Raw genomic sequence first — 15,493 nt, forward strand, 5'->3', positions numbered from 1 at the left:
CTATGTGCGGAAGGGATAAGTGCTGAAAGCATCTAAGCATGAAGCCCCCCTCAAGATGAGATTTCCCATAGCGTAAGCTAGTAAGATCCCTGAAAGATGATCAGGTTGATAGGTTCGAGGTGGAAGCATGGTGACATGTGGAGCTGACGAATACTAATAGATCGAGGACTTAACCATATAATATGTAGCAAATGTTATCTAGTTTTGAAGGAATATACCTTCAATAGTTTGGTGATGATGGCAGAGAGGTCACACCCGTTCCCATACCGAACACGGAAGTTAAGCTCTCTAGCGCCGATGGTAGTTGGGACCTTGTCCCTGTGAGAGTAGGACGTCGCCAAGCAAGAACCTAAGTTATTTTGACTTAGGTTTTTTTGTGTTTATTTTTATTTACCGAATGCTATAATCCGTAAATTTAATAAAGCTACAGACGAAAAAAGAATGAAGTAGAGACTCTTTAAAATAATAGTAATGATTTTTTGTGTTTCTGATTTTCCTAATGTCGCTAAAGTAATACTTAAAATAGGACACATTATTTCTATCATAAGTATATATTTTAAATAATGAGATGCTATAAATAAATATTTAATAATTACAGAAATTACTGCAATAGAGAAAAATAAATAGGATAATAGCCAAGTTCTTTCTTTAACAGTTATCCTCCTTAGAAATTAAATCGTTATAATAATACAAGAGTGTATATATTTTGATTAAAAACATACTGAAGTGCTATTTAAACGATAAATACATAAAATAGATCTCTAGAAATATATATTCTAATTCCCTTTTCTTCTTGTATATAGTTGCAATTCTTCTTTTGAATATAACTAAAACACGAACGTTATTGACTGCTAATAAAAAAACATTCGATTATTTATTGACATTGTTTATGAAATATTGTTAATATAGCCATAGAAACAATAATATAAGACCTCATATAATCGCGGGGATATGGCCTGCAAGTCTCTACCTAACGACCGTTATTCGTTAGACTATGAGGGAAAGTCACTCGGTATTTTTCTATTCACAAGGGATACGTATGCCTGAGTAGAGCGCTTTCTCTCATAGTAAAAGAGAAACTGTTCTATTTCAGGCTTTTTTTATTTGAATCGGGGGGATTCTAATATGAAATCACTAGTTGGAGTCATAATGGGAAGTACGTCAGACTGGGAAACAATGAAATATGCTTGTGACATTTTAGATGAATTAAATATACCGTATGAGAAAAAAGTTGTATCCGCTCATCGGACTCCGGATTATATGTTTGAATATGCAGAGACGGCTCGTGAACGTGGATTGAAAGTTATTATTGCTGGAGCTGGTGGAGCAGCACATTTACCAGGAATGGTTGCAGCGAAGACAAATCTTCCTGTAATTGGAGTTCCAGTTCAATCAAAAGCATTAAACGGCTTAGATTCATTATTATCCATCGCCCAAATGCCAGGAGGTGTTCCAGTTGCAACTGTTGCAATTGGTAAAGCCGGTTCAACGAATGCTGGATTACTTGCCGCACAAATACTTGGATCATTTCATGATGATATACATGATGCATTAGAATTGAGACGAGAAGCGATTGAAAAAGATGTGCGTGAAGGTAGTGAGCTAGTATGACGAGAATCATTTTACCTGGAAAAACAATCGGTATTATTGGAGGCGGCCAGCTAGGAAGAATGATGGCATTGGCAGCTAAGGAGATGGGATATAAAATTGCTGTTTTAGATCCTACAAAGCATTCGCCATGTGCACAAGTTGCTGATATTGAAATTGTTGCACCATATGATGATTTAAAAGCAATTCAGCATTTAGCAGAGATAAGTGATGTTGTCACATATGAATTTGAGAATATTGATTATAGATGTTTACAATGGCTTGAAAAACATGCGTACTTACCACAAGGTAGTCAGTTGTTAAATACAACACAAAATCGTTTTACAGAAAAGAATGCGATTGAGAAGGCTGGGTTACCAGTAGCAACGTATAGATTAGTTCAAAATCAAGATCAGCTTACAGAAGCAATTGCTGGGTTATCATTCCCTTCCGTCTTAAAAACGACGACAGGTGGATATGATGGGAAAGGACAAGTTGTTTTAAGAAGTGAAGCTGATGTTGAGGCAGCAAGGAATCTTGTGGATAAAGCAGAATGTATTTTAGAGAAATGGGTGCCTTTTGAAAAAGAAGTATCAGTTATTGTGATTCGTAGTGTAAGTGGTGAAACAAAAGTGTTTCCAGTAGCAGAAAATATTCATGTAAATAACATTTTACATGAATCTATCGTTCCAGCTCGCATTACAGAAGAGCTTTCTCAAAAAGCAATTGCGTATGCAAAGGTACTTGCGGATGAATTAGAACTTGTGGGAACACTAGCTGTAGAGATGTTTGCTACAGATAATGGTGAGATTTATATTAATGAATTAGCGCCAAGACCTCACAATTCAGGACACTATACACAGGATGCATGTGAAACGAGTCAATTTGGTCAACATATTCGAGCAATCTGTAATTTACCTCTAGGAGAAACAAATTTGTTAAAACCAGTTGTCATGGTAAACATTTTAGGCGAACATATAGAAGGGGTCCTAAGACAAGTGAATAGATTAACCGGGTGCTATTTACACTTGTATGGAAAAGAAGAAGCAAAAGCACAGCGAAAAATGGGGCATGTTAATATTTTAAATGATAATATTGAAGTCGCTCTAGAGAAAGCGAAGAGTTTGCATATTTGGGACCATCAAGAACAACTGTTGGAGGGAAAAAGATGATTAGTCGTTATACACGCCCTGAAATGGGTGCGATTTGGACGGAAGAGAACAAATTTAAAGCGTGGTTAGAAGTTGAGATTTTAGCTTGTGAAGCATGGGCTGAGCTTGGCGATATTCCAAAAGAAGATGTTAAAAAAATTCGTGAACATGCATCATTTGATATTGATCGTATTTATGAAATTGAAAAAGAAACACGTCATGACGTAGTTGCATTCACTCGTGCTGTATCAGAAACGCCAGCATTAGGCGAAGAACGTAAATGGGTTCATTACGGTTTAACATCTACAGATGTAGTAGATACAGCATTATCTTACATCTTAAAACAAGCGAATGAAATTATATTAAAAGACTTAGAGAACTTTGTAAGCATTTTAGCTAACAAAGCGAAAGAGCATAAATACACAATCATGATGGGAAGAACACACGGTGTTCATGCAGAACCAACGACATTTGGTTTAAAACTTGGTCTTTGGTATGAAGAGATGAAACGTAACGTAGAGCGTTTCAAACAAGCTGCTGATACAGTTCGTGTTGGTAAACTATCTGGTGCGGTTGGTACATATGCAAATATCGATCCATTCGTAGAAAAATATGTTTGTGAAAATTTAGGATTAGAAGCAGCACCAATTTCAACACAAACATTGCAACGTGATCGTCACGCACACTACATGTCAACACTTGCACTAATTGCAACATCTATCGAAAAGATGGCAGTTGAGATTCGTGGTTTACAAAAGAGTGAAACACGTGAAGTTGAAGAAGCTTTCGCAAAAGGTCAAAAGGGTTCTTCTGCAATGCCACATAAACGTAATCCAATTGGTTCTGAAAATATGACTGGTTTAGCTCGTGTTATCCGCGGTTATATGATGACAGCTTACGAAAATGTTCCATTATGGCATGAGCGTGACATTTCTCACTCTTCGGCAGAACGCGTAATTTTACCAGATGCTACAATCGCATTAAATTACATGTTAAATCGCTTTGGTAATATTGTTAAAAACTTAACTGTATACCCAGAGAATATGAAACGTAATATGACAAGAACATACGGCTTAATTTATTCTCAGCGCGTAATGCTTACACTAATCGACAAAGGTATGGTACGTGAAGAAGCTTATGATATCGTACAGCCTAAAGCGATGGAAGCTTGGGAAACACAAGTACAATTTAAAGAGCTTGTAGAAGCTGATGAGCGTATTACAAGCAAGTTAACACAAGAAGAAATTAATGAATGCTTCAACTATGAGCATCATATGCAACACGTTGATACAATCTTTGAACGCCTTGGATTAAACGAAGCGTAAAATTTCATATGGCACAGAATAGAGTCATTCTGTGCCATTCTTTATAAAAATATTATTCACATTTTTCAAACTACAGGGGGCTTGCGAAATGCAAAAGCTAGAATTGCTGTATGAAGGTAAGGCAAAAAGAATTTATCGTACAGAATCAGCAGATATGGTTTGGGTAGAGTACAAAGATAGTGCGACTGCTTTCAATGGGGAGAAAAAAGAGACGATTACAGGAAAAGGTCGTTTGAACAATGAAATTACAACTTTATTGTTCAGAAAGTTACAAGAAGTGGGAATTAAAACACATTTTGTTGAGAAGTTATCTGAAACAGAACAACTTGTTAAAAAAGTGAGTATTATTCCTTTAGAAGTTGTCACAAGAAATGTAATTGCAGGAAGTCTTTCAAAACGATTAGGAATGGAAGAGGGAACTGTACTTGCAGAACCAATCGTAGAATTTTACTTCAAAGATGATGATTTAGGAGATCCGCTTGTAACGGAAGATCATATTCGTGTATTAAACGTTGCATCGCCAGAGCAAGTAAGTGTATTACGAGATATGGCTCTACAAATCAATCAAGTGTTGATTGATCATTTCGCAAGCTGTCGTGTAAGATTAGTAGATTTCAAATTAGAGTTTGGTGTAACGGAAGAAGGAGAAATCATTTTAGCGGATGAAATTTCACCAGATACTTGCCGTTTATGGGATGAAACGAGCAATGAAAAGTTTGATAAAGACGTATTCCGTCGTGATCTTGGAAATTTAACAGATGCTTATGAAGAGATTTTAAAACGTTTAGGGGGAATTTCACATGTATAAAGTTAAGGTATATGTAACATTAAGAGAAAGCGTATTAGATCCACAAGGAACAGCAGTAAAAGGAGCACTTCATAGTCTTTCATTCACAGAAGTACAAGACGTTCGAATCGGAAAGTACATGGAACTAACAATTGATAAATCTGTATCTGATTTAGATAGCAAGGTAAAAGAAATGTGTGAAAAACTATTAGCGAACGTTGTAATGGAAGACTTCCGTTATGAAGTTGAGGAGGTTGTCGCACAGTGAAATTTGCCGTAATAGTATTTCCGGGTTCGAACTGTGATGTCGATATGTTCCATGCAATTAAAGATGAGCTTGGCGAAGAAGTAGATTACGTTTGGCACGATACAGAGAATTTAGATGAATATGATGCAATTCTACTACCAGGTGGATTTTCTTATGGTGACTACTTACGCTGCGGTGCTATCTCTCGCTTTGCTAATGCAATGAAAGCAGTGCAAAAAGCTGCTGAGCAAGGAAAGCCGATTTTAGGTGTATGTAATGGATTCCAGATTCTTGTTGAATCAGGATTACTACCAGGAGCGTTAATAAGAAACGAAAACTTAAAATTTATGTGTCGCACTGTTCAGTTACGTGTTGAAAATAATGAAACGATGTTTACATCACAATATGAAAAAGATGAAATAATTAATATTCCAATCGCGCATGGTGAGGGGAATTACTATTGTGATGGAGCGACTCTTAAACAATTAGAAGAGAACAATCAAATCGCATTCCGTTACGTAGAAAACCCTAACGGTAGCGTTTCAGATATTGCTGGTATTGTAAATGAAAAAGGAAATGTACTTGGTATGATGCCGCACCCAGAGCGTGCTGTAGATGAATTACTTGGCGGTGCTGAAGGGTTAAAAGTCTTTCAATCTATCTTAAAACAGTGGAGGGAAACATATGTCGTTAATGCTTGAACCAAATCCAACACAAATTAAAGAAGAGCGTATATATGCGGAAATGGGGTTAACAGACGAAGAGTTTGCCATGGTTGAAAAGATTTTAGGTCGTCTGCCAAATTATACAGAAACAGGGTTATTCTCTGTAATGTGGTCTGAACATTGTAGTTATAAAAATTCAAAACCAGTGCTTCGAAAATTCCCAACAACAGGTGAGCGTGTTCTACAAGGGCCTGGGGAAGGTGCTGGAATTGTAGATATCGGTGATAATCAAGCAGTTGTATTTAAAATGGAAAGTCATAACCATCCTTCAGCTATTGAACCATATCAAGGAGCTGCAACAGGTGTTGGTGGTATTATTCGTGACGTATTCTCTATGGGAGCACGTCCGGTAGCTCTATTAAACTCACTTCGTTTCGGTGAATTACAGTCACCACGTGTGAAATATTTATTCGAAGAAGTAGTAGCAGGAATTGCAGGATACGGTAACTGCATCGGTATTCCGACTGTTGGCGGCGAAGTACAATTTGATCCATGTTATGAAGGAAATCCACTTGTAAATGCAATGTGCGTAGGTTTGATTAACCACGAAGACATTAAAAAAGGGCAAGCACATGGTGCTGGTAACACAGTAATGTACGTAGGAGCATCAACTGGTCGTGACGGTATTCACGGTGCAACATTCGCGTCGGAAGAACTATCTGAAAGCTCAGAAGCGAAACGTCCAGCGGTTCAAGTAGGGGATCCATTTATGGAAAAACTTCTTATTGAAGCGTGTTTAGAATTAATTCAATCTGATGCACTTGTTGGAATTCAAGATATGGGTGCGGCTGGTTTAACATCATCATCTGCAGAAATGGCAAGTAAAGCAGGAATGGGTATTGAAATGTACTTAGATGATGTACCACAGCGTGAAACAGGAATGACACCATATGAAATGATGCTATCTGAATCACAAGAGCGTATGTTAATTGTCGTGAAAAAAGGTAGAGAACAAGAAATAGTAGATTTATTTGAGAAGTATGATCTTGCAGCGGTTACGATGGGGAAAGTAACAGAAGATAAAATGCTTCGTTTATTCCATAAAGGTGAAAAGGTAGCTGAAGTTCCAGCAGATGCTTTAGCAGAAGAAGCACCAATTTATCATAAGCCATCAAAAGAAGCAGCATACTTTGCTGAATTCCAAGCAATGAAAATGGAAACGCCAAAAGTAGAAAATTATAAAGAAACGTTATTCGCTTTATTACAGCAACCAACAATTGCAAGTAAAGAGTGGGTATACGATCAATACGATTACCAAGTTCGCACAAGCACAGTTGTTACGCCAGGTTCAGATGCTGCAGTTGTACGTGTACGCGGTACAGAAAAAGGATTAGCAATGACGACAGATTGTAACTCTCGCTACATTTATCTAGACCCAGAGATGGGCGGTAAAATTGCAGTAGCAGAGGCAGCGCGTAATATCGTATGTTCTGGCGGAGAGCCACTTGCAATTACAGATTGCTTAAACTTCGGTAACCCAGAAAAACCAGAAATCTTCTGGCAAATTGAGAAATCAGTAGACGGTATGAGTGAAGCTTGTCGCACATTACAAACACCAGTTATCGGCGGAAACGTATCGATGTATAACGAGCGTAGTGGTGAAGCTGTATATCCAACACCAACTGTTGGGATGGTTGGACTTGTGCATGACTTAAAACATGTAACAACACAAGAGTTTAAGCAAGCTGGTGATTTAGTGTATGTAATTGGTGAGACGAAAGCTGAGTTTGGCGGAAGTGAATTACAGAAAATGATTCACGGCAAAATTTTCGGTCAATCACCAAGTATCGATTTAGATGTAGAATTAAAACGCCAAAAACAAGTATTAGAAGCAATTCAAGCTGGTCTTGTTCAATCTGCACATGATGTTGCTGAAGGTGGTTTAGCAGTTGCGATTTCAGAAAGTGCAATTGGTGCTAAAGGCTTAGGTGCTACTGTGAAATTAGATGGAGAAGCAACAGCAGCATTATTCGCTGAATCACAGTCTCGCTTCGTGATAACTGTAAAACGTGAAAATAAAGAGGCGTTTGAGAAAGTGGTAGAAGCAATCCAAGTTGGAGAAGTAACAAGTACAAATGAAGTAACAATTCATAATGAAGAAAATGAAGTATTACTTACAGCAAATGTAGATGAAATGAGAAAGGCTTGGAAAGGGGCAATCCCATGCTTGCTGAAATAAAGGGGTTAAACGAAGAATGTGGCGTTTTCGGAATTTGGGGGCATGAAAATGCAGCACAAGTTTCATACTACGGATTGCACAGTTTACAGCACCGTGGGCAAGAAGGCGCAGGCATTGTCGTAAATAATGGGGAAAAAATCGTCGGTCACAAGGGGTTAGGTTTAATATCAGAAGTGTTTTCAAGAGGTGAGCTAGAAGGATTAAATGGAAAATCAGCGATCGGACATGTACGATATGCAACAGCTGGTGGAAGTGAAGTTGCTAACGTTCAACCATTGTTGTTCCGTTTTTCCGATCATAGTATGGCGTTAGCTCATAACGGAAATTTAATTAACGCAAAAATGCTTCGTCGTGAATTAGAAGCAGAGGGCAGTATTTTTCAAACTAGTTCAGATACAGAAGTACTTTTACATCTTATTAAACGTAGTACGAAAGATTCTTTAATTGAAAGTGTAAAAGAAGCTTTAAACAAAGTGAAAGGTGCGTTTGCGTATCTTTTACTAACTGGAAATGAAATGATCGTTGCATTAGATCCGAATGGGTTCCGTCCGCTTTCAATTGGAAAGATGGGGGATGCTTACGTTGTAGCATCTGAAACATGTGCTTTTGATGTAGTAGGTGCAACATACATTCGTGATGTAGAACCGGGTGAATTACTTATCATTAATGATGAAGGAATTCACGTAGATCGTTTCACAAACGATGTAGAACATGCAATTTGTAGTATGGAATACATTTACTTTGCACGACCAGATTCTAATATTGCAGGCGTTAACGTTCATGCAGCACGTAAGAATATGGGGAAACGTTTAGCGGCAGAAGCTCCTATTGAAGCAGATGTTGTTACTGGTGTACCAGACTCTAGTATTTCAGCTGCGATTGGCTATGCGGAGGCGACAGGTATTCCATATGAGTTAGGATTAATTAAAAATCGTTACGTTGGACGTACGTTTATTCAACCTTCTCAGGAACTGCGAGAGCAAGGGGTTAAGATGAAACTTTCCGCAGTAAGAGGTGTAGTTGAAGGGAAACGAGTTGTTATGATTGATGACTCTATCGTAAGAGGAACGACAAGTAAACGAATTGTTCGTATGCTTCGTGAAGCTGGAGCGACAGAAGTTCACGTAAGAATTGCTTCACCACCTCTGAAATATCCATGTTTCTATGGCATTGATATTCAAACGAGAAAAGAATTAATTGCAGCAAATCATACAGTAGAAGAAATCCGTGAAATGATCGGAGCAGATTCTTTAACATTTTTAAGCGAAGATGGATTAGTAGATGCAATTGGACGTCCATATGAAGGGAAATATGGTGGCCTATGCATGGCTTACTTTAATGGGGACTATCCAACAGCTCTTTATGATTATGAGCAAGAGCTTTTAGAAAGTATGAAATAAGAAAAGTGAAACAAGCTTCTACTTCTTTTGATGTAGAAGCTAGCTCCTTTCTTAAAATAGCCCGCCCTGGATGGGGAGAAATTAAAAGACGAGGTGTAAATAACGATGGCGAATGCATATAAGCAAGCAGGAGTAGATATTGAAGCTGGATATGAAGCGGTATCTCGCATGAAAAAACACGTACAAACAACTATGAGAAAAGAAGTACTAGGCGGTTTAGGCGGTTTTGGAGGTATGTTTGATCTATCAAAATTTGCATTAGAAGAACCTGTATTAGTATCTGGAACAGATGGCGTGGGAACGAAATTGATGCTCGCTTTTATGGCAGATAAACATGACACAATTGGTATTGATGCAGTAGCAATGTGTGTAAATGATATTGTTGTCCAAGGAGCAGAGCCGCTTTTCTTCCTTGATTATATTGCTTGTGGTAAAGCTGAACCTAGTAAAATTGAAAACATCGTCAAAGGTATATCAGAGGGCTGTCGCCAAGCTGGTTGTGCATTAATCGGTGGAGAAACAGCTGAAATGCCAGGAATGTATTCTACGGAAGAATATGATTTAGCTGGTTTTACAGTTGGGATTGTTGATAAAAAGAAAATTGTAACAGGTGAAAAGATTGAAGCTGGTCACGTGCTAATTGGCTTAGCATCTAGCGGTATTCATAGCAATGGTTACTCTTTAGTAAGAAAAGTGTTACTAGAAGATGGGGAACTATCTTTAGAGCGTATTTATGGCCGCTTAGAACTACCTCTTGGTGAAGAATTATTAAAACCAACGAAAATTTATGTCAAACCTATTTTAGAACTATTGAAGAAACATGAAGTATACGGTATGGCGCATATTACAGGTGGTGGATTTATTGAAAATATTCCACGCATGTTGCCAGAAGGAATCGGTGCCGAGATTGAACTAGGATCTTGGGAAATTCAGCCGATCTTTAGTTTGCTTCAAGAAGTTGGAAAACTGGAAGAAAAAGAAATGTTCAATATTTTTAACATGGGTATTGGTATGGTAGTAGCAGTGAAGGAAGAAGATGCAAAAGATGTTGTTCGTCTTCTTGAAGAGCAAGGAGAAATGGCTCGTATTATTGGACGTACTATACAAGGAGCTGGCGTTACTTTTAATGGGGGCACAGCACTATGAGTAGATTAGCAGTTTTTGCTTCTGGAAGCGGATCTAACTTTCAATCTCTCGTTAATGCGGTAGAAGAAAAAAGATTGGATGCAGAAATTAGTTTATTAGTATGTGATAAACCAGAAGCACGCGCTGTTGGACGGGCAAATTATCATCATATTCCGTGTTTTGCTTTTTCAGCGAAAGCATATGAGTCAAAAGAAGCGTTTGAAAAAGAGATATTAAAGAAGCTAGAAGAATATGAAATTGATTATGTTATTTTAGCTGGATATATGCGGTTAATCGGGCCGACGTTACTAGAAGCATACGGCGGGAAGATTATTAATATTCATCCATCATTACTACCGAGCTTTCCGGGTAAAGATGCTGTCGGTCAAGCGTTAGAAGCAGGTGTGAAAGTAACTGGAGTAACAATTCATTATGTAGATGCAGGTATGGATACAGGGCCAATTATTGCGCAAGAAGCAGTGGTTGTTTCTGAAGGGGATACGAGAGAAAGTTTACAAAAGAAAATTCAACAAGTTGAACATAAATTATACGTAAATACAGTGAATCAAATTGTTCAGTCTGTGAAAGAATCAACTGTTAACTAACATACAACCAGGGGTGAAGGATAAATGAAAAAGCGTGCATTAGTAAGTGTTTCAGATAAAACAGGAGTAGTAGAATTTGTTAAAGGGTTACTAGAACAAGGGATTGAAGTTATTTCAACAGGTGGTACGAAAAAGTTATTAGAAGAAAACGGTTTACAAGTAATTGGTATTTCTGAAGTAACTGGTTTCCCTGAAATTATGGATGGCCGTGTGAAAACGTTACATCCAAATATTCATGGTGGTCTATTAGCAGTTCGTGATAATGAAACACATGTAACACAAATGAATGAATTAGGTATGGAGCCAATTGACTTTGTTGTTGTTAACTTATATCCATTTAAAGAAACAATCGCTAAGCCTGATGTAACATTTGCTGATGCAATTGAAAATATTGATATCGGTGGCCCGACAATGATTCGCTCTGCTGCGAAAAATCATAAATTCGTATCTGTAATTGTAGATCCAGTAGATTATGATATTGTGTTAGCAGAACTGAAAGAGAACGGTGAAGTAGCAGAGGAAACAAAACGTAAACTAGCAGCGAAAGTATTCCGTCATACAGCAGCGTATGATGCGTTAATTTCTAACTACTTAACAGAGCAAATGGGTGAAGAAAGTCCAGAAACATTAACTGTGACATTTGAGAAAAAGCAAGACTTACGTTATGGCGAGAACCCACATCAAAAGGCAACTTTCTATAAAGCGCCATTCGCGGCAACTTCTTCTGTTGCATACGCAGAACAATTACACGGTAAAGAATTATCGTATAACAATATTAATGATGCAGACGCAGCACTTAGCATCGTAAAAGAATTTACAGAACCAGCAGTAGTAGCAGTAAAACATATGAATCCATGTGGTGTTGGAGTAGGAACTGATATTCACGAAGCATATACTCGCGCTTATGAAGCAGATCCAGTATCAATTTTCGGCGGTATTATTGCAGCAAATCGTGAAATTGATAAAGCTACAGCAGAAAAGTTACATGAAATTTTCTTAGAAATTGTTATCGCACCTTCGTTCTCGCAAGAAGCTTTAGAAGTGTTACAAAGTAAGAAGAACTTACGTTTATTAACTATAAATATTGAAAAAGCGACAAGTGCAAGCAAAAAACTAACTTCTGTACAAGGTGGACTTCTCGTTCAAGAAGAAGATACGTTATCATTAGATGAAAGTACAATTTCAATTCCAACGAAACGTGAACCTTCAGAGCAAGAATGGAAAGATTTAAAACTAGCTTGGAAAGTTGTAAAACATGTGAAATCAAACGCAATTGTTTTAGCGAAAGATGACATGACAATTGGCGTCGGTGCGGGACAGATGAACCGTGTAGGTTCTGCAAAAATCGCAATTACACAAGCTGGTGAAAAAGCACAAGGTAGCGCACTTGCATCTGATGCTTTCTTCCCAATGCCAGATACATTAGAAGAAGCAGCAAAAGCAGGAATTACAGCAATCATTCAACCAGGCGGATCAATCCGTGATGAAGATTCTATTAAAGTGGCAGATACTTATGGGATTGCTATGGTGTTCACTGGCGTACGTCATTTCAAACACTAATAGAGGATGTTTAAAAAGTCCGGTTAAGATAACCTTCGCATGCCGTCGTTGCATCGCCAGTGCGGTACTCATGTAGGAAAACTACACTCCGTGTCCTCCTGGCAAATGCGCCTAGACCTGCTCGGTGCTCTTGATCCTCCTTTTTAAACCTTTATTGATATGGATGTTTAAAAAGTCCGGTCGAGATAACCTTTTATTGATATGAAAAAGCAAACTAGGAGCATAGCTTCTAGTTTGTACTTATTTAATTATTGGGGGATGAAATATGAATGTTTTAGTAATTGGCCGCGGTGGGCGTGAGCATGCTTTAGCTTGGAAGTTTGCACAATCTGAAAAAGTAGAAAAGGTATATGTAGCACCAGGTAATGAAGGTATGAGAGATGTTGCAACACCAGTTGATATTGATGAAAATGATTTTGATGCATTAGTTTTATTTGCAAAAGAGAATAATGTTGAGTTAACTTTCGTTGGACCAGAAATTCCGCTTATGAATGGAATTGTTGATTGTTTTAAAGAAGAGGGACTTCGCGTATTTGGTCCGAATAAAGCGGCTGCTGTTATTGAAGGTAGTAAAGCTTTTACAAAAGAGCTTATGAAAAAGTATGATATTCCAACTGCGGCGTACGAAACTTTTACAGATTATGAAGAAGCAGTACAGTACATTCAAAAAGTTGGTGCACCAATCGTTATTAAAGCTGACGGCCTAGCTGCGGGTAAAGGGGTAACGGTAGCAATGACGCTTGAAGAGGCATTACAAGCTGTGAAAGAAATGCTACAAGATGTGAAATTCGGCGCGGCAAGTAAGAAGATCGTTATTGAAGAGTTTTTAGATGGACAAGAATTTTCATTAATGGCATTCGTGAATGGAACAACTGTACATCCAATGGTAATCGCCCAAGATCATAAAAGAGCTTTTGATGGTGATAAAGGTCCAAATACGGGCGGAATGGGTGCATATTCTCCAGTACCACAAATTCCAGAATCAGCAGTTCAAGAAGCGATTCAAACCGTATTACATCCAACTGCTAAGGCGATGATTGCAGAAAACCGTTCGTTTACAGGTATTTTATACGCAGGTCTTATTTTAACAAATGATGGTCCGAAGGTAATTGAATTTAATGCACGCTTCGGTGATCCTGAAACAGAAGTTGTATTACCTCGCTTAGAAAATGATTTAGTTGACGTATGTAACGCTGTATTAGATGAAAGTGAACTAACGTTACAATGGTCAGAAGAAGCTGTAATCGGTGTTGTACTTGCTTCTAAAGGATATCCAGAAGCATATAAAAAAGGTGATATTATTAGTGGACTAGATGCACTGCAAGATGTGATTGTTTTCCATGCAGGTACAGCAATGAAACATGGGGACTTTGTAACGAACGGTGGCCGTGTATTATTTGTTGCTTGTAAGGCAAATAGTTTACAAGAAGCAAAAGATAAAGTATATAAAGAAATCGGTAAAATTGAGAGTGATGGTCTATTTTATCGAAGTGATATAGGATATCGTGCAATTGGGCATGAGATGACGAAAAGTTAATATGTAAAAATCCCGCTGAGGAATCAGCGGGATTTTTTATGCATCTTTATCTTTTTTTAATTTCCCTTTTTGCTTTGCCATTTCTCGAAGTAAATACTCGATGTGTGCATTGACGCTACGAAATTCATCATTTGCCCATTTTTCGATGACTGCGTGTAATTCAGGATCAATACGTAATGGAAAGCTTTTCTTTTTAGCCATAATTACTTATAGCCCTTAGTATAGGCTTCCTGTATTAATAACTGGTTGCGCACCTTTATCTGAAACGATGGCAACTAATAAGTTGTTTACCATATTTGCTTTACGCTCGTCATCGAGTTCTAGTACGCCTTCTTCATCTAACATATGGATGGAATCTTTCGCCATCTTCACAGCACCTTCAACAATTTCTTTTCTAGCAGCTAATACTGCTTTTGCTTGCTGGCGTTGTAGCATTGCATGGGCAATTTCTGTTGCGTAAGCTAAGTGCGTTAAACGAGTTTCTAATACTTCTACACCAGCAATTTCAAGACGCGCCTCTAACTCACGTTTTAATTCTTCAGAGATTTCTTCAGTATTTCCGCGTAACGTAACGCAGGTTTCATCTTGGAAATTGTCATAAGGATATTTTGTTGCAACATGGCGGATTGCCGTTTCGCTTTGAATTTCTACAAATCGATCATAATGTTCAACACCAAACATTGCTTTTGCAGAATCAACAACTTTATATACGATAACAGCTGCAATTTCAATTGGATTTCCATCAACGTCATTTACTTTTAATTTTTTACTGTTAAAGTTTTCAACACGTAAAGATACAGTTTGACGGAATGCGAACGGAATCGTTAAAAATAAACCGTTTTGACGAATTGTTCCTAAATAATTACCGAAGAACGTAATAACCTTCGCTTGATTCGGTTGAACAATACCGATACCTGTAGCGAGAACTGCGGCTAATATAATAGTTAGTGCCGCTCCTATGAAAATTTCTTGGGCAAGGAAAAATACACCGATAGCAGCTAAAATCAAAATTCCAATAATACCGAGAAAACCATTTACATAAAATACTTGTTTTTCTTTCATATGATCGCCTCCTGATATAAAAATGATATCACTTTTATATCATTTTAAGCAAGAGGTATGCACCTAATTTTCTGAATTTTATTGATTGATATCTTTTATATACATTTTAAGGTCGAAAAAGAGAATGTACGTTCTGTTTTATGGTAAAATAAAGAAGACTTAACCGCCCACTGCAGCAGCTAAGTCCCTTTGAGAGCATCTTG

The 15,493-nt window shown here is 37.8% G+C and carries 15 protein-coding genes, 2 rRNA genes and 1 riboswitch; of the genes, 14 read left to right on the forward strand and 3 right to left on the reverse strand.

Annotation, left to right across the window (positions count from 1 at the left end; translation table 11 throughout):
* Together BLT20_RS21400 and rrf are read left to right on the forward strand one after the other, a co-directional pair.
* Nucleotides 1-177 (forward strand): 23S ribosomal RNA (locus BLT20_RS21400); the annotation flags it as partial.
* Between the two features lie 50 nt (nt 178-227).
* Nucleotides 228-343, forward strand: a 5S ribosomal RNA gene (gene rrf / locus BLT20_RS21405).
* A gap of 43 nt (nt 344-386) precedes the next feature.
* Here the strand turns inward: rrf and BLT20_RS31130 are convergent.
* On the reverse strand, nt 387-659 hold the full coding sequence (locus BLT20_RS31130) for a hypothetical protein (RefSeq protein WP_072770309.1): 273 nt from the start codon (nt 657-659) through the stop codon (nt 387-389).
* Between the two features lie 254 nt (nt 660-913).
* Nucleotides 914-1,015: riboswitch (purine riboswitch) on the forward strand.
* Nucleotides 1,016-1,125: 110 nt separating this feature from the next.
* Between BLT20_RS31130 and purE the strand changes: the two genes are divergently transcribed.
* From purE to purD, 12 genes are all read left to right on the forward strand, one after another.
* Nucleotides 1,126-1,611: a 5-(carboxyamino)imidazole ribonucleotide mutase gene (gene purE / locus BLT20_RS21415; RefSeq protein ID WP_000839365.1), complete on the forward strand. Its 486-nt coding sequence runs from the start codon at nt 1,126-1,128 to the stop codon at nt 1,609-1,611.
* Nucleotides 1,608-2,759, forward strand: a complete 1,152-nt coding sequence (gene purK, locus BLT20_RS21420; RefSeq protein WP_000196774.1) for a 5-(carboxyamino)imidazole ribonucleotide synthase — start codon at nt 1,608-1,610, stop codon at nt 2,757-2,759. Before purE ends, purK begins: the two co-directional genes overlap by 4 nt.
* A complete protein-coding gene (gene purB, locus BLT20_RS21425) occupies nt 2,756-4,063 on the forward strand; it encodes an adenylosuccinate lyase (RefSeq protein WP_000625682.1) in 1,308 nt (435 codons plus the stop codon). The genes purK and purB overlap by 4 nt, the downstream gene beginning before the upstream one ends.
* Before the next feature lie 88 nt (nt 4,064-4,151).
* Nucleotides 4,152-4,871 carry a phosphoribosylaminoimidazolesuccinocarboxamide synthase gene (purC, locus tag BLT20_RS21430; RefSeq protein WP_001170544.1) on the forward strand — a complete coding sequence of 240 codons (720 nt, stop codon included), beginning with the start codon at nt 4,152-4,154 and terminating at the stop codon, nt 4,869-4,871.
* Nucleotides 4,864-5,118 carry a phosphoribosylformylglycinamidine synthase subunit PurS gene (gene purS, locus BLT20_RS21435; protein WP_000278823.1) on the forward strand — a complete coding sequence of 85 codons (255 nt, stop codon included), beginning with the start codon at nt 4,864-4,866 and terminating at the stop codon, nt 5,116-5,118. Before purC ends, purS begins: the two co-directional genes overlap by 8 nt.
* Nucleotides 5,115-5,798, forward strand: a complete 684-nt coding sequence (purQ, locus tag BLT20_RS21440; protein WP_000666775.1) for a phosphoribosylformylglycinamidine synthase subunit PurQ — start codon at nt 5,115-5,117, stop codon at nt 5,796-5,798. The genes purS and purQ overlap by 4 nt, the downstream gene beginning before the upstream one ends.
* On the forward strand, nt 5,782-8,001 hold the full coding sequence (purL, locus tag BLT20_RS21445) for a phosphoribosylformylglycinamidine synthase II (RefSeq protein ID WP_000055555.1): 2,220 nt from the start codon (nt 5,782-5,784) through the stop codon (nt 7,999-8,001). The genes purQ and purL overlap by 17 nt, the downstream gene beginning before the upstream one ends.
* The gene (gene purF / locus BLT20_RS21450; RefSeq protein ID WP_000879025.1) at nt 7,986-9,401 is read left to right on the forward strand and encodes an amidophosphoribosyltransferase; all 1,416 of its coding nucleotides are present in this window, start codon (nt 7,986-7,988) and stop codon (nt 9,399-9,401) included. The genes purL and purF overlap by 16 nt, the downstream gene beginning before the upstream one ends.
* Nucleotides 9,402-9,506: 105 nt before the next feature.
* On the forward strand, nt 9,507-10,547 hold the full coding sequence (gene purM / locus BLT20_RS21455) for a phosphoribosylformylglycinamidine cyclo-ligase (RefSeq protein ID WP_001262439.1): 1,041 nt from the start codon (nt 9,507-9,509) through the stop codon (nt 10,545-10,547).
* A complete protein-coding gene (purN, locus tag BLT20_RS21460; protein WP_000088589.1) occupies nt 10,544-11,131 on the forward strand; it encodes a phosphoribosylglycinamide formyltransferase in 588 nt (195 codons plus the stop codon). Before purM ends, purN begins: the two co-directional genes overlap by 4 nt.
* 24 nt (nt 11,132-11,155) lie before the next feature.
* The gene (purH, locus tag BLT20_RS21465) at nt 11,156-12,691 is read left to right on the forward strand and encodes a bifunctional phosphoribosylaminoimidazolecarboxamide formyltransferase/IMP cyclohydrolase (RefSeq protein ID WP_000745439.1); all 1,536 of its coding nucleotides are present in this window, start codon (nt 11,156-11,158) and stop codon (nt 12,689-12,691) included.
* A gap of 265 nt (nt 12,692-12,956) precedes the next feature.
* A complete protein-coding gene (gene purD / locus BLT20_RS21470) occupies nt 12,957-14,228 on the forward strand; it encodes a phosphoribosylamine--glycine ligase (protein WP_001101962.1) in 1,272 nt (423 codons plus the stop codon).
* 36 nt (nt 14,229-14,264) lie between these two features.
* Here purD and BLT20_RS21475 read toward each other — a convergent pair whose 3' ends face one another.
* The gene (locus tag BLT20_RS21475) at nt 14,265-14,429 is read right to left on the reverse strand and encodes a type II toxin-antitoxin system antitoxin (protein WP_001085171.1); all 165 of its coding nucleotides are present in this window, start codon (nt 14,427-14,429) and stop codon (nt 14,265-14,267) included.
* Between the two features lie 15 nt (nt 14,430-14,444).
* Complete coding sequence (locus BLT20_RS21480; protein ID WP_000660669.1) at nt 14,445-15,290, reverse strand: SPFH domain-containing protein; 846 nt, start codon at nt 15,288-15,290, stop codon at nt 14,445-14,447.
* Between the last annotated feature and the right edge of the window lie 203 nt (nt 15,291-15,493).

It is taken from the genome of Bacillus sp. cl96, from assembly GCF_900100505.1.
Taxonomy (GTDB): Bacteria; Bacillota; Bacilli; order Bacillales; family Bacillaceae_G; genus Bacillus_A; species Bacillus_A cereus.